Raw genomic sequence first — 18484 nt, 5'->3', positions numbered from 1 at the left:
TGTACACAAAGATAACAAAAATCCCGGCTCAAAGCCGGGATTGATATTTATAAAATCTAATATTGTGATATTATTAGAAGTTGAATGACAAGTTAGCTGCCCATGTTCTTCCGAATCCGAAAAGAACTCTGTTAGATGGGTCAATTCCTTTGTATAATGTAGACTGATAAGCCTCATATTGAGCTGCTGTAGCAAACTGATCACTTGTTTTTGTGAATACGTTTGTTGAAGCATCAGAAATATAAGTAGTATCAAATAAGTTATAAACGTTAGCACCAATAGTGAAATATTGAGCGCTGTCTCTTAGTCTGATTTTGTAAGAGAATCCTACATCAAACAGGTTGAAATCTGGTAACTTCATTACTCCTTTATCTTGTGCAGCCTGATTAGAGAATGTTGCAATATCAATTGAAGAATAAAGTTTACCTACATATCTCCAAGTTCCGAAGATGCTAAGATCTTTTACTGGTTTTACAGTAGCACCTAATGATGCAGTCATCTGAGGAATACTGTTGTTGCTTGTTCCTCCTACTTTTACTTTATCTAAGTAAAGAGTTGTTGATGTAGAAGTTCCGGCTAATGTAAGTGGGTTGTTGTTATCATCAAAAGCAGCACCTGTAGCATTTCCTTTATAATAATAATCTCCCCATGAGAACATACCTTGGAATTCTAAGAAATTTGTTGGTCTGTAAACAGCATCAAATTCAACTCCCTGGTGAATTTCAGTAATACCACTGATTTCTGCGTATCCTGTAGTTGTTGTATTGTCAGGTAGAGTAAATGTCTGGTTTGTTCTTCTTAACCATCTGTCTCCCCACTGAGTTCTGTATACGTTAACATTTGCACTGAATTTTGGAGATCTGAAACCGTATCCAACTTCTGCAGAGAAGATTTTTTCGTTAGTTAAAGTTGGGTTAACTACCTGGAAGTTACTTGGGTATACAGAGTTGAAGAATGGTTGTTTGCTATAATATCCAACATTTGCGAAAACATTGTGATTTGCATTGATGTTATAGTTAGCACCCCCTTTAATGTTATATCCAAAAAGGTTTTTGAATCCAGTTTTTGTATTAACAACCTGTCCTTGTTGTTTCGTTACACCATCTTGAATAAAGTTATCAATTCTTTGGTATCCTTGGTTAGAAACTGATCCCTGTAAGAATGCAGAGAAGTCGTTTTTAGTAAATTCAACCTGACCAAAACCACTGTACCAGATAACCTCACCGTCATTGCTATAACCAATCTGATCCTGGATAGGAGCTGTTTTTCCTCCGAAAGGATTCCAAGCTAGCTGTTGATAGTCATAAGTTTTGTTAACAATATTAGGTGCAATATTTTTGTTGTTGCTATCCTTATATCCTGAAGCTCCATATAAGTCAGAAGCTACTTGATAGTGGTATCCATAGTAATATCTGTCATCTGTACCTACTGAGAAGTTCCAGTTGTCATTAATTTTATGTTGGAAATTTGCCAAGATACCATACCAGTTGTGAGAGTTGATACTTGATCTACGGATCAAAGTACTACCTGCACCTGCAGTATTTACGTTAACAGCTTTGTTTGCAGCAAAAATAGCATCGTAGTTGAAGTGACCTTCTGTATCAAGGAAAGAAGCATCAGTGATTCCTTTTCCGCCAACTCTACCTAGTTCACCGGTTCCACCACCTCTACCGTTAGACATATATAAAACTGTACTTAACTTAGATTTCTCACTCATTGTCCAGTCCCAGTTTAACATCATAACAGGCTTAGAGTAATAGTTTGCTCTGTTAGCCAATGATACTTTATTTCCATTTGCATCAGTGTAGTAACCATAGTCAGAGTTATACTGTCTGTATGGTGTTCCATCATGATCAGGATTGTACTTGATATAATTTTGGATTGTTGGAGAGAATGTTCTCTGATTATGCCATTGAGGTGCAGAAGTTAGGGTAAACTGGAAGTTGTGTTTTTTATTTGGCTCCCATCCTAATGCAAAATAATAAGCATAAGATTCATATTGTGTATTTTCTATATAAGTGCTACCAGCCTGTCTGCTCATTAAGATGGAAGATGACCATCCATTTTCAGATTTTCCTGTGTTGTAAGCAAAAGAGGTTTTAAGATAGTCATTGTTACCAACTCCAAATCTAAGAATCCCACCTCTTTTCATATCTGCTGATTTTGTTAAGAAGTTCATAGTACCTCCTACAGAAGCAATTGCTAATTTAGAAGAGCCAAGCCCTCTTTGTACCTGCATAGTACTAGTCACGTCAGATAGTCCAGTCCAGTTTGAGAAATAAACAGTACCACCCTCCATGTCATTTACAGGCATACCGTTTACCATTACTGCGATGTTTCTGGATTCAAAACCACGCATAGTGATCTGAGAATCTCCAAATCCACCACCACCTTTTGTAGCATATACAGATGGTGTTGTGTTTAGCAATTCTACCAACTCCTGGTTTCCTTGTCTTTCAAGGATTTGAGCTGCTTTGATTGTAGATACTGCAACTGGTGTCTTTCTATCTTTAGCGATATCCGTAACACCTCTTAAGATTACCTCGTCAATATCTTTGGACTTTTGAACCGTGTCCTGAACTTGTTGAGCGTAATAAACACTAGCTGTAGATAATGTAATAACCGCAGTTAGTATCGATTTGTTGATTAATTTCATAATCGTTAGTAATAATTAGTAATAATTAGATTTAATTTTCTGCAAAATTCGCAAAATAAAATTTAACTATTATTAACTCAATGTTAATTTTTAATCAGTCTTAATAATGTTAAAGTGTTAAAAACCAGTATTATGACTAAAAATTGAATTTTTTTATGAAAAAAGTCATGTTATTAAATTTTTAACAAAGTGGGGGTGTTTTTGTTAAAAATTCAACGCTATTTCACTGCTTTGAGACTCAAATCTATATTCTCAGCAGAGTGTGTAAGGGCTCCTACGGAGATGAATGTTACTCCTGTTGAAGCAATTTCTTTAAGCATATCACGGGTAATTCCACCGGAAGCTTCAGACTCACATGAACCGTTGATCATTTTTACAGCCTGTTTCATGGTTTTTACATCCATATTATCAAGCATGATTCTGTCTACCTTTGCATTGATGGCTTCCTGAACTTCTTCAAGGTTTCTTGTTTCAACCTCTATTTTTAACTTCTTCTTGTTCTTTTTAACATAATCCTTTGCCATTGCCACTGCATTGGTGATGCTTCCATTGTAGTCGATGTGATTATCTTTCAGCATAATCATGTCATAAAGACCATATCTGTGATTGGTTCCTCCCCCTATGGCCACTGCCCATTTTTCACACATTCTGAAGTTGGGAGTTGTTTTTCTTGTATCTAAAAGTTTAGTTTTTGTACCTACTAATCTTGAGTCCCAGTCGTGGGTAAGGGTGGCAATACCACTCATTCTCTGCATACAGTTAAGAACAAACCTTTCTGTGGAAAGGATAGATCTTGCACTTCCTGTTACAATAAGTGCTATATCTCCGAATTTACAAGGAGTTCCATCTTTAATAAAGACTTCTACTTTCAGGTTTTTGTCAAAAGTCTTGAAAATGATTTCTGCCAGTTCAACACCTGCAAGAATACAGTCCTGTTTTACTAAAAGCTTAGCACTTTGTACAAGATCCTGTGGAATGGTAGATAGAGTAGAGTGGTCTCCATCCTGGATATCTTCTTCAAGAGCATTTTTTATGAATGTCTTTAATGCTTTATCTGTTACGTAGCTTGGTCTTTTCATTTTGTGATGCTTTTAGGCTAAATCTTTATTATAAAATGCTCCCTTGTTTTCGGTCATTTCCATGGATTGGGTAATGATGAGGTGGGCAACGGTTGTTAAGTTTCTTAATTCTGATAATTGTGGTGAAAGAATAGAGTAGTGGTAAATTTCATCTACAGCAGCAGCAATCTCCTGATGTTTCTGAAGTGCCATATTCAGACGTCTGTTACTTCTTACAATACCTACCAGATCGCTCATCATTTCCTGAAGCTGTTTTCTGAGATAGCTGACAATTACCATTTCGTCCATGATTTTCATTCCTTCTTCATTCCATTCCGGAACGGCTTTCAGATCATCAAAGTTGAAACTGTTTTCATTCAGAAGAGCTACTGTTTTCATGGCTGCATTGTGTCCGAAAACCAAACCTTCAAGCAATGAATTGGAAGCAAGTCTATTGGCTCCGTGAAGCCCTGAGTTGGTACATTCACCCACCGCAAAAAGATTTCTGATGGAGGACTGCCCATCTCTGTCTACTTCAATACCTCCCATTAAATAGTGGCAAGCCGGTACAACAGGGATTAATTGAGTGAAGGGATCAATTCCTTCGTCTCTGCATTTTTTATAAATATTGGGGAAATGTTCTAAGAATTTTTCATGGTTCATTTCCTTGCAGTCTAAGCCCACAAATTCGTCTCCGGTAATTTTCATTTCGGCATCGATGGCTCTTGCAACAATATCTCTTGAGGCTAATTCTTCACGTTCATCATACTTATGCATGAATTTTTCGCCTCTTTTGGTTCTTAATTTTGCTCCGTCACCACGAACGGCTTCCGAGATTAAAAACAGCATTCCGTCCATTTTGCTGTACAAAGCTGTCGGATGAAACTGGTAATACTGCATATTGGACACGTTTCCTTTTGCTCTGGCTACGAAAGCAATTCCGTCTCCTGTAGCAATTGTGGGATTGGTTGTGTTTTTATAAACATGTCCTGCGCCTCCTGTGGCTACCAATGTTATTTTAGAAGTGATTTTTTTGATGGTTTTGGATTTTTCATCCAGAATATAAGCGCCATAGCAATGAATATCCCCTTCGTTGAGTTCTTTTCCGGGAACATGGTGCTGTGTAATAATATCAATTACATAATGATGGTCGAGAATTTCAATATTCGGGCTGTTGTTAGCTGTTTCCAGCAAAGCTCGTTCGATTTCAAAACCTGTAATATCTTTATGGTGTACGATTCTGTTTTCAGTATGACCTCCTTCTCTTCCTAGAGCAAATTCACCGTTTTTCATATCGAAATTTGCACCCCATTCTACAATTTCTTTAAATCTTTTTGGAGCTTCCGTAACGACCATTTCTACGACATCGCGTTTGTTTTCACCGTCTCCGGCGCGCATAGTGTCTTCAATATGTTTGCTGAAATTATCATTTTTAGAATCTGTAACTACTGCAAGACCGCCTTGTGCATATTTGGTGTTGCTTTCATCTTCATCAGATTTTGTTACAATAATGATTTTGGCATCAGGGAGCTGTTCAGAAACTTTAATGGCATAGGAAAGTCCGGAAATGCCGGAACCGATTACTAATACATCCGCTTTTATCATATGCTTGCTTTAGGTACAATCGTTTAAAACGATTAAATAAATTTAAACAATTTTTCGTTTGGTTTCCTTACTTTTTTCATGTGCTGAAAATGGTCTTCTTCAGAACGGTAGCCTAAAGCGAGGGTAACAGTTACTTTTTCTGTTTCGGGATTGATATTCAGAATTTCTTCTATAAGATCCTGGCGGAAGCCTTCCATAGGACAGGAATCTATACTTTCAATAGCAGCGGCATACATCAGATTGGCCAATACTATGTAGGATTGTTTTTCTGCCCAGTTGAAGATTTCATCCTGTGTTTTCTGGGTGATATGCTGATTAATACTGTTTCTGAAAGGATCCAGTGTTTCAACAGGAGTATCTCTTACTTGAGAAATATGATTAAAATATCCCCGGATATAATTCTCTTCAATAATTTTCTTTGAAATGATAACGATAAGATGAGAACAGGTGGAAATCTGAGAAGGATTATAGAAAGCCGGGATTAATTTCTGCTTCATTTCCTCGCTCTCAACAATAACTATTTTATAGGGTTGAAGTCCCAGAGAGCTGGCAGACAGCTTTCCTGACTCAAGAATATTGTGAAGAGTTTCCTGAGGAATAATCTGATGATTGAATTTTTTTACAGAATATCTTCTGCTTAAAGCTTCCAAATAATTCATAGGACAAATTTAAGAATTGAATATGAATAAAGAGTCTTTAAAATGAAATATCTCCGTCCTCTTAATACAAAAAATCACCCCGGCTGGCGGGGTGATTCTTTTGATGTGATGGAAAGTGTAATTATTCTCTGTTTTTTACAACAATCCAACCTGAGAATTTTATCGGAGTACTGTTTTTATTATTTTCATTCCATGAAACAGAATACCAGTAATTTCCTGTAGGAACTTTTTTACTTCCATTAGTGGTACCTGCCCATTTGTAGCCATTGGTTTTATCGGCCTGGAACATTTTGTAACCATATCTGTCGAAAATGCCTATTTCCAGATTCTGTTTATTGGCCAGTGCAGAATAATCAACAAAATCATTAATACCGTCATCATTAGGAGTAATCACGTTGATCAGATTAGGTACCGTAATATTAACTTCAACAGGAACACAATTGTAACCGTCTCTTACATATACTTTGGCTTCACCTCTGGTAATATTGGTAAAGATGTTGGAGTCCTGCCAGTTGATATTATCCATAGAATACTGGTAAGGAGGTGTTCCGCCATTGGCATACACTGTTACAGTACTTCCTGAAATATCAACAGTGGTTACCACTGGATTGTCAGATGGATATACTGTTACTTTTTGTGTTGCAATACAGTCTCCGGTTTTAAGTTTTACCCAGTAAGTACCTACTCCTACATTCTTGATGGATTGAGTGGTAGCACCTGTACTCCATTCATAGCTTTTGAACCCTGCTCCTGCATCTAATGTTGTCGTGTTTTCAATACAAATAGTCTGGTCAAGTAAAGTTCTTGAATAAACAGCAGGTATTACTGTTAATGTAACTTTAGCAATAGAATAACATCCGTTTGCACTGAATACTTTAATATAAACAACTCCATTAGGGGCAATATACGTTGCCGGAGTGGAGATTGCATTAGTTCCGCTGATAGCATCGGCCAACGAAGGATAGTATTCTTTATTAAGTCCACCCTGAGAAACTACAGCTCCTGTAAGATTAAAGGATGCCATAGACGGGCTGGTTTCAATAAAGCAGGATTTGATTTCAACGTCATTCACCACTACTACAGGGTAAATATTCAGCGTGATTTTAGATGTGCTTACGCAACCTTGAGGAGTAGTTACTTTTACATATATTGTTGCTGCTGCAGATGCATAGGCAGAAGGATTTGTAATCTGATTCGTGCCATTGTTCAGGTCGTATAGGGTAGGATAGAATTCTTTGGTAACTCCGGCAACAGTTGTTACAGCTGCAGAATTAAGATCAAAGGTCGCTGTCCCTGCATTGTTGTTATTACATCCCGTAAGACTTGCATCGGTTGCGGCAAATGGAGTAGGATTAAGCTGAATGACCCCGTCACCATTATCACAAAGAGTGGAAGTAGGGTCTTTTACAACAACCTTGATGGTGGTGTTTCCTGAATATTGGAAACTGGCAGGATTGGCAATAGGCGTAGAACTTCCCAAAACATAATAAGTAAAGATATAGTTTCCAGGATTATTAACAAATTGAGAATTAAAAGAGGTAAGATCCACTACACCATTTCCGGTTGCGGGATTGGTACATACGAAAGGAGTTAATGTATTGCTTAAAATAGGAACTTTATCTACGAAAACTTTAACATCTTTAATAGAATGTCTTGCGCTGGCACCTCCGGTTGCTGCAGAGAAACCGAAATATCCTTGTGACATTCCTACTGCACCTCCGGAAGGAGCAAAAGACTGATCTACAATAAGTACACCGTTGATTCTTACTTTGATAATCCAGTTTGTTGGATTGGTAAGGTCTGTTTCTCCGTTTACTTCAACATGTCTGTAGGTGTCTCCTACAAATGGCTGAGTAGCAATAAGGTCTGGAGAATGGTATGTGCTTCCCGGAGTGGTATTGAATTCTATATTGTTACCAGCTGTGTTATTGGTGCCATAAAGAATATGAACTTTACTCATTTGGCCCTCGGTAGTGTTATTGAAGATATCAAAACCAACCATTAGTCCGGAAGCATTTGCCGGGATACCAAGTCCTCCTCCTGAAACAAATCCTGTAGGCGGATTGGCAAGATACCAAAAGGTAAAGCCGTCTCCTTTTCCAAACTGAGTGGTTCCATTTCCGTCAATTCTGAAATCGAATTCCACTTTCCATTTATCACAATAGCTCAGGGTAATAGGAGTGGATAGTTTTACAGCCCCGTATCTGCTGGTCTGATCGGTTGTGAGTCTTACAAAGTCTCCGCTTACTATAGCATCAGAGACAAGATCCCAGCCCGTTGTATTGACGGGGTTTCCGGTAAGTTGATATGTTTGTGAAAATACACTTCCCGGCAAGCATAATAAGAGAGTGAGTAAAAAAATGAGTATATTTTTTTTCATAGTGGATGGATTATGATGTTATTTGTTTTTTGATATAAAATTGTTTTTGTTACATTTTTAATTTGATCATAAAAGCAATATTTAGTTTCCAATTCCGGAGGTAAAGATTCTTTTAATACCGAAACTACCCCATATGAGGTAGTTTCTGATACTAAATTTATTCTCTGTTTTTAACCAATACCCAGCCGGAATATTTGGTTTCTGTATTGTCTTTATTGTTCTCGTTCCATGAGATCGTGTACCAGTAAGTTCCTGTAAGAACTTTTTTACCGGAAGCCGTTCCGTCCCATGTGAAATTTCTCATTTTTCCAGCCTCATATAATTTATTCCCATATCTGTCGTAGACAATGAATACTAGGTTTTTCTTGTAAGCAAGGGCTGAGTAGTCAATGAAGTCGTTTACGTTATCGCCGTTTGGAGTGATAGCATTAATCAGGTTAGGTACGGTAATCTGAACTTCAATAGGAGTACAATTGTAGAAGTCTTTTACATATACTCTTACTTCTCCTCTTGCCAATCCGGTGAATACATTGCTTGTTTGCCAGTTGACTCCATCCAGGGAGAATTGGTACTGAGGTTTTCCTCCAGCAACATTTACTGTTATCGTATTGTTGTCAATATCAATGCTGGAAATCACAGGATTTGCAGAAGCATTTATTTTTACAATTTGTGTAGTGATACAGTTACCTGTTTTAAGCTTCACCCAATAAACACCTACTCCTAGGTCTTTAACAGATGATGTGGTTGCTCCGGTACTCCATTCATAACCATCAAATCCAGGACCTGCATCCAAATCAGTTTTTTCACCAATACAAATGGTTTTATCTTTCAGAACGGAAGATGGTACCGGTGGTAGTACAATAAGGTTGATTTTGGCAATATTGAAACATCCGTTGGCATCTGTTACTTTTGCGTACACAGCAGTACTTGTAGATAAATACTGAAGAGAGTTCATGATCTCATTGGTTCCGTCTAAAGCATTAGCAATGGAGGTATAATATTTTTTTGTCACTCCACTAGTTAATGGGGTAACATCCGCAGTGTTCAGATTAAAAATAGCGCTGGTGATATTGTTTTCAATAAAACATGATCTTAATGTAGCTTCTTTCACAGGTGTTTCAGGATAAAATGCCAGTGTAATTTTTGCTGTACCTGTACATCCCTGAGGAGTTGTTACTTTTACATACACATCTCCCGGAGCAGACAGATAATTGCCGGGATTTAGAATTTCATTCGTATCTGCGTTGAGGTCTGCTAACGTTTTATAATATTTTTTGACAGCTCCCGGAACTCCTGTAACATTTGCTGTATTCAGATTGAAAGTGGCGGTTCCCGCTTTGTTGTTATTACATGCCGTAATGGTTTTATCCTCAGCTTTAAAGGGAGCGAGAACCAGTAAGATCTTACCATCCGGATTGTCACAGAGCAATCCTGCATTATCTTTGATAACGACAGTAACTGTTGTATTGGCATTGAATTGATAATTGGCAGGGTTAGCAATAGGAGTAGAACTTCCCAGTGGATAATACGTAAATGTATAATTTGAAGTATTATTGACGAATTGCGAATTGAAAGATGTCAGGTTTACAGACCCGAATCCGGTAGTAGGATTAGGGCAGAAAGACTGAGTAGCTGAGTTTTGTAAAATAGGAACTTTATCAGTATAAATTTTTACGTTTTTAATAGAATGTCTTGATCTTGCACCTCCAGTGGAAGCTGAAAATCCAAAATATCCTACAGTCATAGCCGCAGCCGTTCCGGAAGGGGCAAAAGACTGATTACAAATTACATTACCGTCTATTGTTATTTTTATGATCCAGTTCGTAGGTGCGGCTGGATCTACCTGTGCAGTTACTTCAACATGTTTAAAAGTTGTTCCCTGAAAAGGCTGGGTTGTATTCAGATCTGGGGAGTGGAAAGAGCTTCCTGCCACATTGAAGAACTCAACATTATTGGTGTCACTTGTGTTTTGAACTTGTCCGTAAGCAACGTGAACCTTGCTCATTGTAGCAGTAGTGGTATTGTTGTAAGTGTCAAATCCTACGACAAGGCCAACCGCATTTTGAGATACTCCAAGACCTGATCCTAATACACTGGCAACCGGCGGATTGGCAAGATACCAGAATGCAATTCCATCTCCATTGGAGGTTTGGTTAGAATCCATTCTGAAATCAAATTCCACTCTCCATTTGTCACAATATTTTAAATTGATAGGGTCATTCAGCCTGATAGAACCGGATTGGTTGTTGGTATCCGGGGTGAGCTGAATAAAATCTGTGTTTACCTGAGTAGGGGAAACCATCGTCCATCCAGTTGTCGTCACTGGGTTTCCAATAAGCTGATAAGTCTGGGCAAAGGACTTCCCGGCTATACAGAGTAAAAAAACAGATAAATACAATAATAGATTTTTATTCATGTAGATGGGACTTTTATTAAAGTGTAAAGATATTAAATCCCGCTCAAACAATATGTATTTAATGTTAATTTTGTTAAAAAATTTAATTATTTTTTAATAAAACTTGTTTCTTATGATGAAATGGTAAATATTAGGCAGGGGCTTTAGAATTGTTTTAATTAAGATTAAAATAGAGAATTACTATCAAGATTCTCGAAGTAAGTGTCAATTTCGAGATCCGAAGAATTGGCTGCTGCAACCGCTAATTTGTCGCAAAGTTCGTTTTCAAAGTGCCCTGCGTGGCCTTTTACCCAATGCATTTTAGGGGTGTGTTTATTGTACAGCTCAACGAATTTTTTCCAGAGATCAGGGTTCTTTACATTCTTCCAGCCTCGTTTGATCCATCCGGCAATCCAGTTTTGGTTGATTGCATCTGATACATACTTGCTGTCTGTGTAGACATGGATATCATTTTCTGTAGATTTCAGTTTTTCCAGTGCAGTGATGACTGCCAGGAGTTCCATTCTGTTGTTGGTGGTTTTTCTAAACCCTTTGGAAAATGTTTTCTGATAATTTTTTTCAGGAACGCGCATGAGAATTCCATATCCGCCTTTTCCCGGATTTCCGCTGCAAGCCCCGTCGGTATAAATTTCGATTCTCAAATCTGCTTTTTAAAAAATTGAATTATGGGTTGTGGGTTTAAACTGAATTTGGTTTAAACTTCAGCTTAAAACGGAAAATCGTCATCATCATCAAAGTCATTCATTGATGAGCCGGAAAGTTTTGAACTGTCCGGAAGGTCAAATGCTGCCCCTGGCTGAATAGTCGTTTTAATCTTGTCAAAGCCACTAGGTTCTCCGAAGTTAGAAGGGTATCCTCCTCCAGCTCCATCCATTGCTGCTTCAATATCACCAAATTTTGCAAAATGTTTTAAGAAAGATAGTCGGACATCTGCCGTAGCACCATTTCTGTGTTTTGCAATAATCAGTTCGGCCTGGTTTTCAGTAGAAGTCTCCTGTCCTTCCTCATCATTATCCCAAACGGTAATTTTATAATATTCCGGTCTGAAAATGAAAGATACAATATCGGCATCCTGCTCAATTGCTCCGGATTCCCTCAGGTCAGAAAGCTGAGGTCTTTTCCCCGGACGGGCTTCCACACTTCTCGAAAGCTGTGAAAGAGCAATCACCGGCACGTTAAGTTCTTTTGCAATGGCTTTTAATGAACGTGAAATCATGGAGATCTCTTGTTCACGGTTTCCAACTCCTTTTCCGCCGCTGCTTCCTGCAGTCATTAGCTGAAGATAGTCGACCATGATAATTCTTACACCATGCTGCATTACAAGTCTTCTGCATTTTGCACGGAAGTCAAATATGGAAAGGGAAGGGGTTTCGTCAATATATAAAGGAGCATTTTCCAACTCAGATACATTGGAGAATAGTCTCTGCCATTCTTCGTCATCCAAAGTTCCTTTTCTTAATTTCTCAGAAGAGATCCTTGTTTCAGAAGCAATCATTCTGGTGATCAGCTGTACAGATGCCATCTCGAGAGAGAAAAGAGCCATAGGAACTTTGTGTCCTACTGCAATATTTCTTGCCATAGAAAGAAGGAATGCTGTTTTACCCATCGCGGGACGTGCAGCAATGATGATAAGGTCAGAATTCTGCCATCCACCGGTTTCTTTATCTACATCTCTAAATCCTGAAGGAACCCCTGAAAGTCCCTCTTTGTCTTTTAAAGATTTAATTGTATCAATTGCCTGCTTTACCAATGAATTGGCAGTATCGAATCCCTTCTTAATCGTTCCGTTGGTGATTTCAAAGAAGGATTGTTCTGCTTTGTCCAAAAGTTCAAAAACATCGGTAGATTCTTTATAGGAAGAATCTATTACATTGGCAGAAACATTGATAAGGCTTCTTAAAATATATTTTTCAAGAATTACACGTACATGGTATTCAATATGGGCAGATGAGCTTACTCCCATCGTAAGATCAATGATGTAGTGATCACCGCCTGCCTGGCTTAGTTTATCCTCTTTTTTTAAATTCTGGATAATGGTCATTAAATCTACCGGTTGATTTCCTTCATAAAGCTTTAGGATGGTAGAAAAGATGACCTGATGTCTCGGATCATAAAATACTTCTGGGGTAAGAAGGTCAATGGAATGGTCAAGACCTTTTTTGTCAATCAAAAAAGTTCCGATAACAAGTCTCTCAAAATCCACTGCATTGGGAGGCATTTTTCCATCCGCAATAGACAATTCTTTTGCAAAGTTTCCGTGTGTCAGGGATGATAATGTTTCTTTCTGCGCCATGATGCAAAGATAGTTTATTTAAAAAATAATAAAAAAATAGTATTCAACAATTTATTGGCAGTCTTTCGGAAAATGCTGTAAACAGGAGATTGATCCTGTTGATAAAAAAAATCACCTCGTTTTGAGGTGATTTTTTTTGAAAAGATTGAGTATAACTTATTCTTTATTTTTTACCAATACCCATCCTGAATATTTGGTTTCTGTATTGTCTTTATTGTTTTCGTTCCATGAGATCGTGTACCAGTAAGTTCCTGTTAGAATTTTCTTACCGAAAGCAGTTCCGTCCCAAGTGAAATTTCTCATTTTATTGGCTTCATGAAGTTTGTTTCCATATCTGTCATACACAATGAAGACAAGGTTTTTCTTGTATGCCAGTGCAGAATAGTCGATAACATCATTTACGTTGTCTCCGTTTGGAGTGATAGCGTTAATAAGGTTAGGAACAGTAACTGTCACCTGAATAGGAGTACAATTGTAAGTGTCCTTTACATAAACTGTATTCTCACCTCTTGGAAGTCCTGAGAAGGTATTGGAATCCTGCCAGTTGATACCGTCTACAGAAAATTTATAAGGAGGAACTCCACCTGTAGCCGTAACAGTAATGTTATTATTTGAGATCTCTATCCCTGAAATTACCGGCTGAAGGCTTGCGTGTACGCGCACTTCCTGAAGAGTGAAACATTTTCCAGTCTGAAGTTTTACAAAATAATCTCCTACCCCTACGTTATTGATAGATTGTGTAGTTTCACCTGTACTCCATTCATAGCTGTCAAATCCAGGTCCTGCATCCAAAGTAGTTTTGGCTTCCGCACAAATCGTTTTATCTTTTAATACTGCTGATTTTACAGGAGGTAATACTACCAGTTCTATTTTAGCAATTGAATAACATTGTTTATCATTGTCTACTCTTACATATACCGTTTTACTTTCTGAAAGATAATTGAATGGCATTGTAATAGGATTGGTTTGAGCTTTGGCATCCGCTACCGATGTGTAATATTTAATGATCGTTCCTGCAGGTGTTGGTACAGGTACTCCGATATCCGCTTTAGAAAGATCAAAAGTTGAACGGGTAACATCGTTATCAATATAACAATTTTGAATTACAGCATCTTTTAATACTACTGTTGGGTAGAATAATAGCCTGATGGTAGTTGTTGCTTTACATCCGAAAGTGGAAATTACTTTTGCATATATAGTCGCTTCCGGAGAAACATAGTTGGCAGGGTCAGTAATTTCGTTGATTTCTGCATTCATATCATCAACCGTAGTATAATACTTAATGGTTGCTCCGCCTCCGCCGAATATATTGGCTGTCGTTAAATTATATTTGGCAGTACCGGCTCCATTGTTATTACAAGAATATAAAGTAGCGGTATTGGCTGAGATGCCCACATTCACAAACTTAAATTTCCCGGTTATAAAACATCCGTTGACAGGATTGGTCGGATTGGTTGGATCTTGATATACAATTCTGTAATAGTATGTTGTTACCCCATCTACAGTTGCTATTGTAAGAGGGTTTGCTCCTGTAAGAGCATCATTGGTTGTTTTGTGGTAAGTAACCTTGAAGTTGGTACTGTTGCCATTAATGATAGCTGCAGTAAGAGTTGTGAAATCAAACTGGCTAGGTAATGCGCAAACCATCACCTGGCTTGGATCATTAGGAGCTGCTCCCGGAATTCCAGGAGGAATAAATGGGTTAGGAGAAAGAGCAGGATCGTTAAATGCTGAACTTAAGCTCGCAGTACCTGACCATTCCATAGAAAAACCATTAACCGATCTACTGAAGTTATCAATAACCAAATAATAGGTTTGACCCGCTAATACATCCATGTAAGGACTCCATTTACCATTGTTCATACTGGCTGTAGTACCAGGAGGATTGGTAGGGAATACAGCAGGTGGAGCAAGAGTAAGATCAAGACCTGTGTCTCCCGGAGTACCGCTGTAGTTACATCTTATAGGCTGTATGAAAACGTGATCTGCATTCTGTAAAGAAGCACAGCCGTTTGCTGTAGGACCATAAACTGCAAAATCATAATCATCACCCTGGTCGTTAGGTTTTATTTTAAAAGCAAGTGTACCTGGTGTAGATACAGTGAAAGTGTACCAAACGGTATATCTTTCATTGGTGCTGAGACATCCTCCGTTTGCGTTAAGAATTTCTATAATATTCCCGGGGCCGGAAGGAGTATAAGAGATGTCAGAGTTACCACAGATAGGAATTGCTGAGATACAATCTGACTGTGAATATACTATTTGTGTTATTAATAAAATAAAAAGAAGTAGTATTTTTTTCATGGTTGAAACGATTTTTGTTAAACAAAATTGGGATCAATTAATTTATCATGATTTGTTAAAAGAAAAAGCCGCCAAAGCGGCTTTCTCGTATTAAATAAGTATTATTCTCTGTTTTTTACAACAATCCATCCTGAAAACTTGAACGGAGTATTTTTCTTATCATTCTCATTCCAAGTTATAGAATACCAGTACGTACCCGTCGGAATCTTCTTCCCTGCAATTGTTCCGTCCCATTTATATCCGTTGGATTTATCTCCCTGGTGTATTTTTGTTCCATATCTGTCAAAGATACTCAATACTAGATTTTGTTTGTCTGCAATTGCAGAATAATCTACAACATCGTTCACACCATCTCCGTTTGGAGTAATCATATTGATTAGGTTAGGAACCACTATTGTAACTTCAATAGGTTCGCAGTCATAAGCATCTTTTACATATACTTTATATGTTCCTCTTGCTACATTAGAGAATGTATTGGAGGTCTGCCATATGATTTTATCCATAGAATACTGGTAATCCGGTGTTCCTCCTATAACATTGATCGTTAACGTAGTGTTAGAAACATCAATGTTCGTTACCACTGGCTGATCAGCAGGATATACTGTTACCTTTTGAGTAGCAATACATTCTCCTGTTTTTAATTTTACCCAGTAGATTCCAACTCCAACATCTTTGATGGACTGAGTTGTAGCTCCCGTACTCCACTCATAACTTTTGAATCCAGGACCGGCATCTAAAGTTGTAGTGTCTTCTATACAGATGATTTTGTCTTTCAGAACACTGGAAGTTACCGGAGCGATAACTGTTAAACCAATTTTTACAACTACAAAACATCCTCTGGTGTCAGATACTCTTACGTATACCAAGCCACTAGGTGCAACATAATTTGCATTTAAAATTTCATTAGTTCCATCTATTGCATCTGTTAATGAAGGGAAATATTTCTTCGTAATACCTGCCTGCGGTGTGATTACAGCAGCATTATCAAGGTTGAATAAAGCTGTAGAAGGATTTGCTTCAATAAAACATGATCTTAATTCTGCATCTTTTGCAATAATTGCCGGATAGAACTTAAGGGTAATCTCTGCAATATCAGTACATCCGAATACAGAGGTAACTTTTACATATATTTTACCTTCTGCAGAAACAAACTGATAGATATTAGTGATCTCATTGATTGAGTTGTTCAGATCATATAAAGTATAATAATATTTTTTAGTTGCAGTAGGGTCTGCAAAAACGGCTGCCGTAGTAAGGTCATACATTGCTGTACCTGCATTGTTGTTATTACAGCTTGTTAAAGTAACGCTTGTTGCCTTGATCGTACCATCTTTAAATTTAAATTTACCAGTCTGTCTACATTTGTTAATAGGACTGTTTGGATTAGTAGGATCAGTATAGTTAATGCTATAGAAATAAACACCTACCGGGGTAACTGTTTGAGGGCCAATAAGAGGGTTGTTCCCTGTTAATGCATCATTTTGGCTTGTATGGTAACTAATGCTGAAGTTCGGGTTACCATTAAGAATTCCTGCTGATAATGAAGAGAAATCAAAAGTTGCAGGGTTTGCACACACTACTACTTCTCTTGGATCTGCAGGGTTTGCACCTGGAATTCCCGGTGGAACGAATGGGTGAGGCTGTATATTCGGATCTGTGAAAGGTGAAGATAAAGTAGCTGTCCCTCCCCATGATAATTTGAATCCGTTAGCAGTCTCTCTGTGGTTATTTACAATTAAATAATAAGTCTGACCAGGTAATACGTCAAGGTATTTCACCCATTTGTCTCCTGTAGCATCCTCACTAAGATCTGTTGCTGTCATGTTAAGACCTGTATTCCCACTTTGTCCCGAGTATGAACAACGGATTGGGGTTCCAAGGCTACCACATGATTTATTAGGACCATATACACCGAAGTCATAATCATCGGTCTGATCGTTAGGAATAATTTCAAAAGTTAAAGTTCCGGCAGTAGCTACCGTAAATGAGTACCAAACAGAATACTTTTCATCGGAAGATAAACATCCGCCAAGATCTTCTGCGATATCTCCATGCCCACCTGGAGTATATGAAATATCCGAGTTTCCGCAGACTGCCATTGCAGTAGGGCAATCTGATTGGGCAAATAAAAGATGAGAAAATATAATTGAGAAAACAAGTAATGCTTTTTTCATAAGAGTTGATTTTAAAAACAAATAGTAAAATTGTTTAATTACTAAAAAATGTAGTGTCTCATCTGATACAAAAATGGTTCTGTGAATATTTATTATTAAAGTCTTTTTGTATCAAAATAAAAACTGACCGCCCGATTTACTCAGGAGATCATACATCTTTTACTGTTAATTTGTTCCGATCAGCTGTCTTCCCCAGTTAGGTGAGTTGGACGAGGCGTTTGATGTTTCAAATTCTTTGACGGCTTTTTGGTAAAACTTAATAGCTTCCGCCTTGTTACCTTGCTTTTCAGCCATTTCAGCTTTTAAGAAAGAAAGTCTTGGATTATTCTTTACAGTGGTTTCAGCTTTTGTCATGAAACCTGTAGCTGTCTTTAATTCCTTTTGAGGATCTGCAGCTGTTTTTATCCTGATTTTCTGAAAGTGGATAAGGCCAAGAAGAACATTTATTTCTCCGTTGCTCTTCTCAGAAGCAAGGGCCTGCATAGCCAGCTTTCTGGCAGATTCATTAGACTCTCCAAGAGGGCTGTTCGGGCTGTTCTTTAAAAGGAAATTTGTTTTAAGATACAATGTTGCAGCTGCATAATAATCAGCCTGCCATTTTTCTGAAGTTTTAGCCTCTGAAAACCTAGAAAAAAGAGTATCATAGTCATTTTCTGTTTTTGCATTATTCAGCTGTAAAACAGATTGCTGTAAGGTTTGATCTGAAAAAAATTGGGCATTCATCAGCGAACCTGTGACGAAAAAACTCAAAATTAGTAAAAGTTTATACATAGGGGGATATTTTATCAAGCAAATATAAAAAATTATTAACGTTAAATTAAAGATTTTAAGATATATTTAATGAAAGTAATATATTGATTTATAATATTGTATTTTGCTATTTAAGTTAAATTATACAGACGTCGTAAAGATATTAATGATTTTACTGAATATTTGGGA

General features: G+C 37.6%; 11 protein-coding genes. All 11 read right to left on the bottom strand.

What is annotated here, in order from left to right:
- Positions 1-73: 73 nt before the first annotated feature.
- Positions 74-2656: a TonB-dependent receptor gene (locus tag FW780_RS13230; RefSeq protein WP_149834023.1), complete on the bottom strand. Its 2583-nt coding sequence runs from the start codon at positions 2654-2656 to the stop codon at positions 74-76.
- A gap of 218 nt (positions 2657-2874) precedes the next feature.
- Complete coding sequence (nadC, locus tag FW780_RS13225) at positions 2875-3735, bottom strand: carboxylating nicotinate-nucleotide diphosphorylase (protein ID WP_149834022.1); 861 nt, start codon at positions 3733-3735, stop codon at positions 2875-2877.
- A gap of 12 nt (positions 3736-3747) precedes the next feature.
- Positions 3748-5319 carry an L-aspartate oxidase gene (gene nadB / locus FW780_RS13220; RefSeq protein ID WP_149387643.1) on the bottom strand — a complete coding sequence of 524 codons (1572 nt, stop codon included), beginning with the start codon at positions 5317-5319 and terminating at the stop codon, positions 3748-3750.
- Between the two features lie 32 nt (positions 5320-5351).
- Positions 5352-5978 carry an NAD(P)H-dependent oxidoreductase gene (locus FW780_RS13215; RefSeq protein WP_149834021.1) on the bottom strand — a complete coding sequence of 209 codons (627 nt, stop codon included), beginning with the start codon at positions 5976-5978 and terminating at the stop codon, positions 5352-5354.
- Positions 5979-6099: 121 nt separating this feature from the next.
- On the bottom strand, positions 6100-8358 hold the full coding sequence (locus FW780_RS13210) for a T9SS type B sorting domain-containing protein (RefSeq protein ID WP_149834020.1): 2259 nt from the start codon (positions 8356-8358) through the stop codon (positions 6100-6102).
- A 157-nt stretch (positions 8359-8515) separates the two neighbouring features.
- Positions 8516-10774 carry a T9SS type B sorting domain-containing protein gene (locus FW780_RS13205; RefSeq protein WP_149834019.1) on the bottom strand — a complete coding sequence of 753 codons (2259 nt, stop codon included), beginning with the start codon at positions 10772-10774 and terminating at the stop codon, positions 8516-8518.
- Between the two features lie 164 nt (positions 10775-10938).
- On the bottom strand, positions 10939-11415 hold the full coding sequence (gene rnhA, locus FW780_RS13200) for a ribonuclease HI (RefSeq protein ID WP_149834018.1): 477 nt from the start codon (positions 11413-11415) through the stop codon (positions 10939-10941).
- 65 nt (positions 11416-11480) lie between these two features.
- Entirely contained in the window at positions 11481-13067 is a 1587-nt protein-coding gene (dnaB, locus tag FW780_RS13195) for a replicative DNA helicase (protein ID WP_047376434.1), read from the bottom strand.
- Between the two features lie 156 nt (positions 13068-13223).
- Positions 13224-15371, bottom strand: coding sequence for a T9SS type B sorting domain-containing protein (locus tag FW780_RS13190; protein ID WP_149834017.1), 2148 nt, complete (start codon positions 15369-15371; stop codon positions 13224-13226).
- 101 nt (positions 15372-15472) lie between these two features.
- Complete coding sequence (locus FW780_RS13185) at positions 15473-17545, bottom strand: T9SS type B sorting domain-containing protein (RefSeq protein ID WP_149834016.1); 2073 nt, start codon at positions 17543-17545, stop codon at positions 15473-15475.
- A 165-nt stretch (positions 17546-17710) separates the two neighbouring features.
- Entirely contained in the window at positions 17711-18316 is a 606-nt protein-coding gene (locus FW780_RS13180; protein ID WP_149834015.1) for a tetratricopeptide repeat protein, read from the bottom strand.
- Positions 18317-18484 lie beyond the last annotated feature (168 nt).

Source organism: Chryseobacterium sediminis (assembly GCF_008386505.1).
Taxonomy (GTDB): domain Bacteria; phylum Bacteroidota; class Bacteroidia; order Flavobacteriales; family Weeksellaceae; genus Chryseobacterium; species Chryseobacterium sediminis.
The sequence above is the reverse complement of the archived record's forward strand: the minus strand, read 5'-3'. Positions and strand labels throughout refer to the sequence as shown.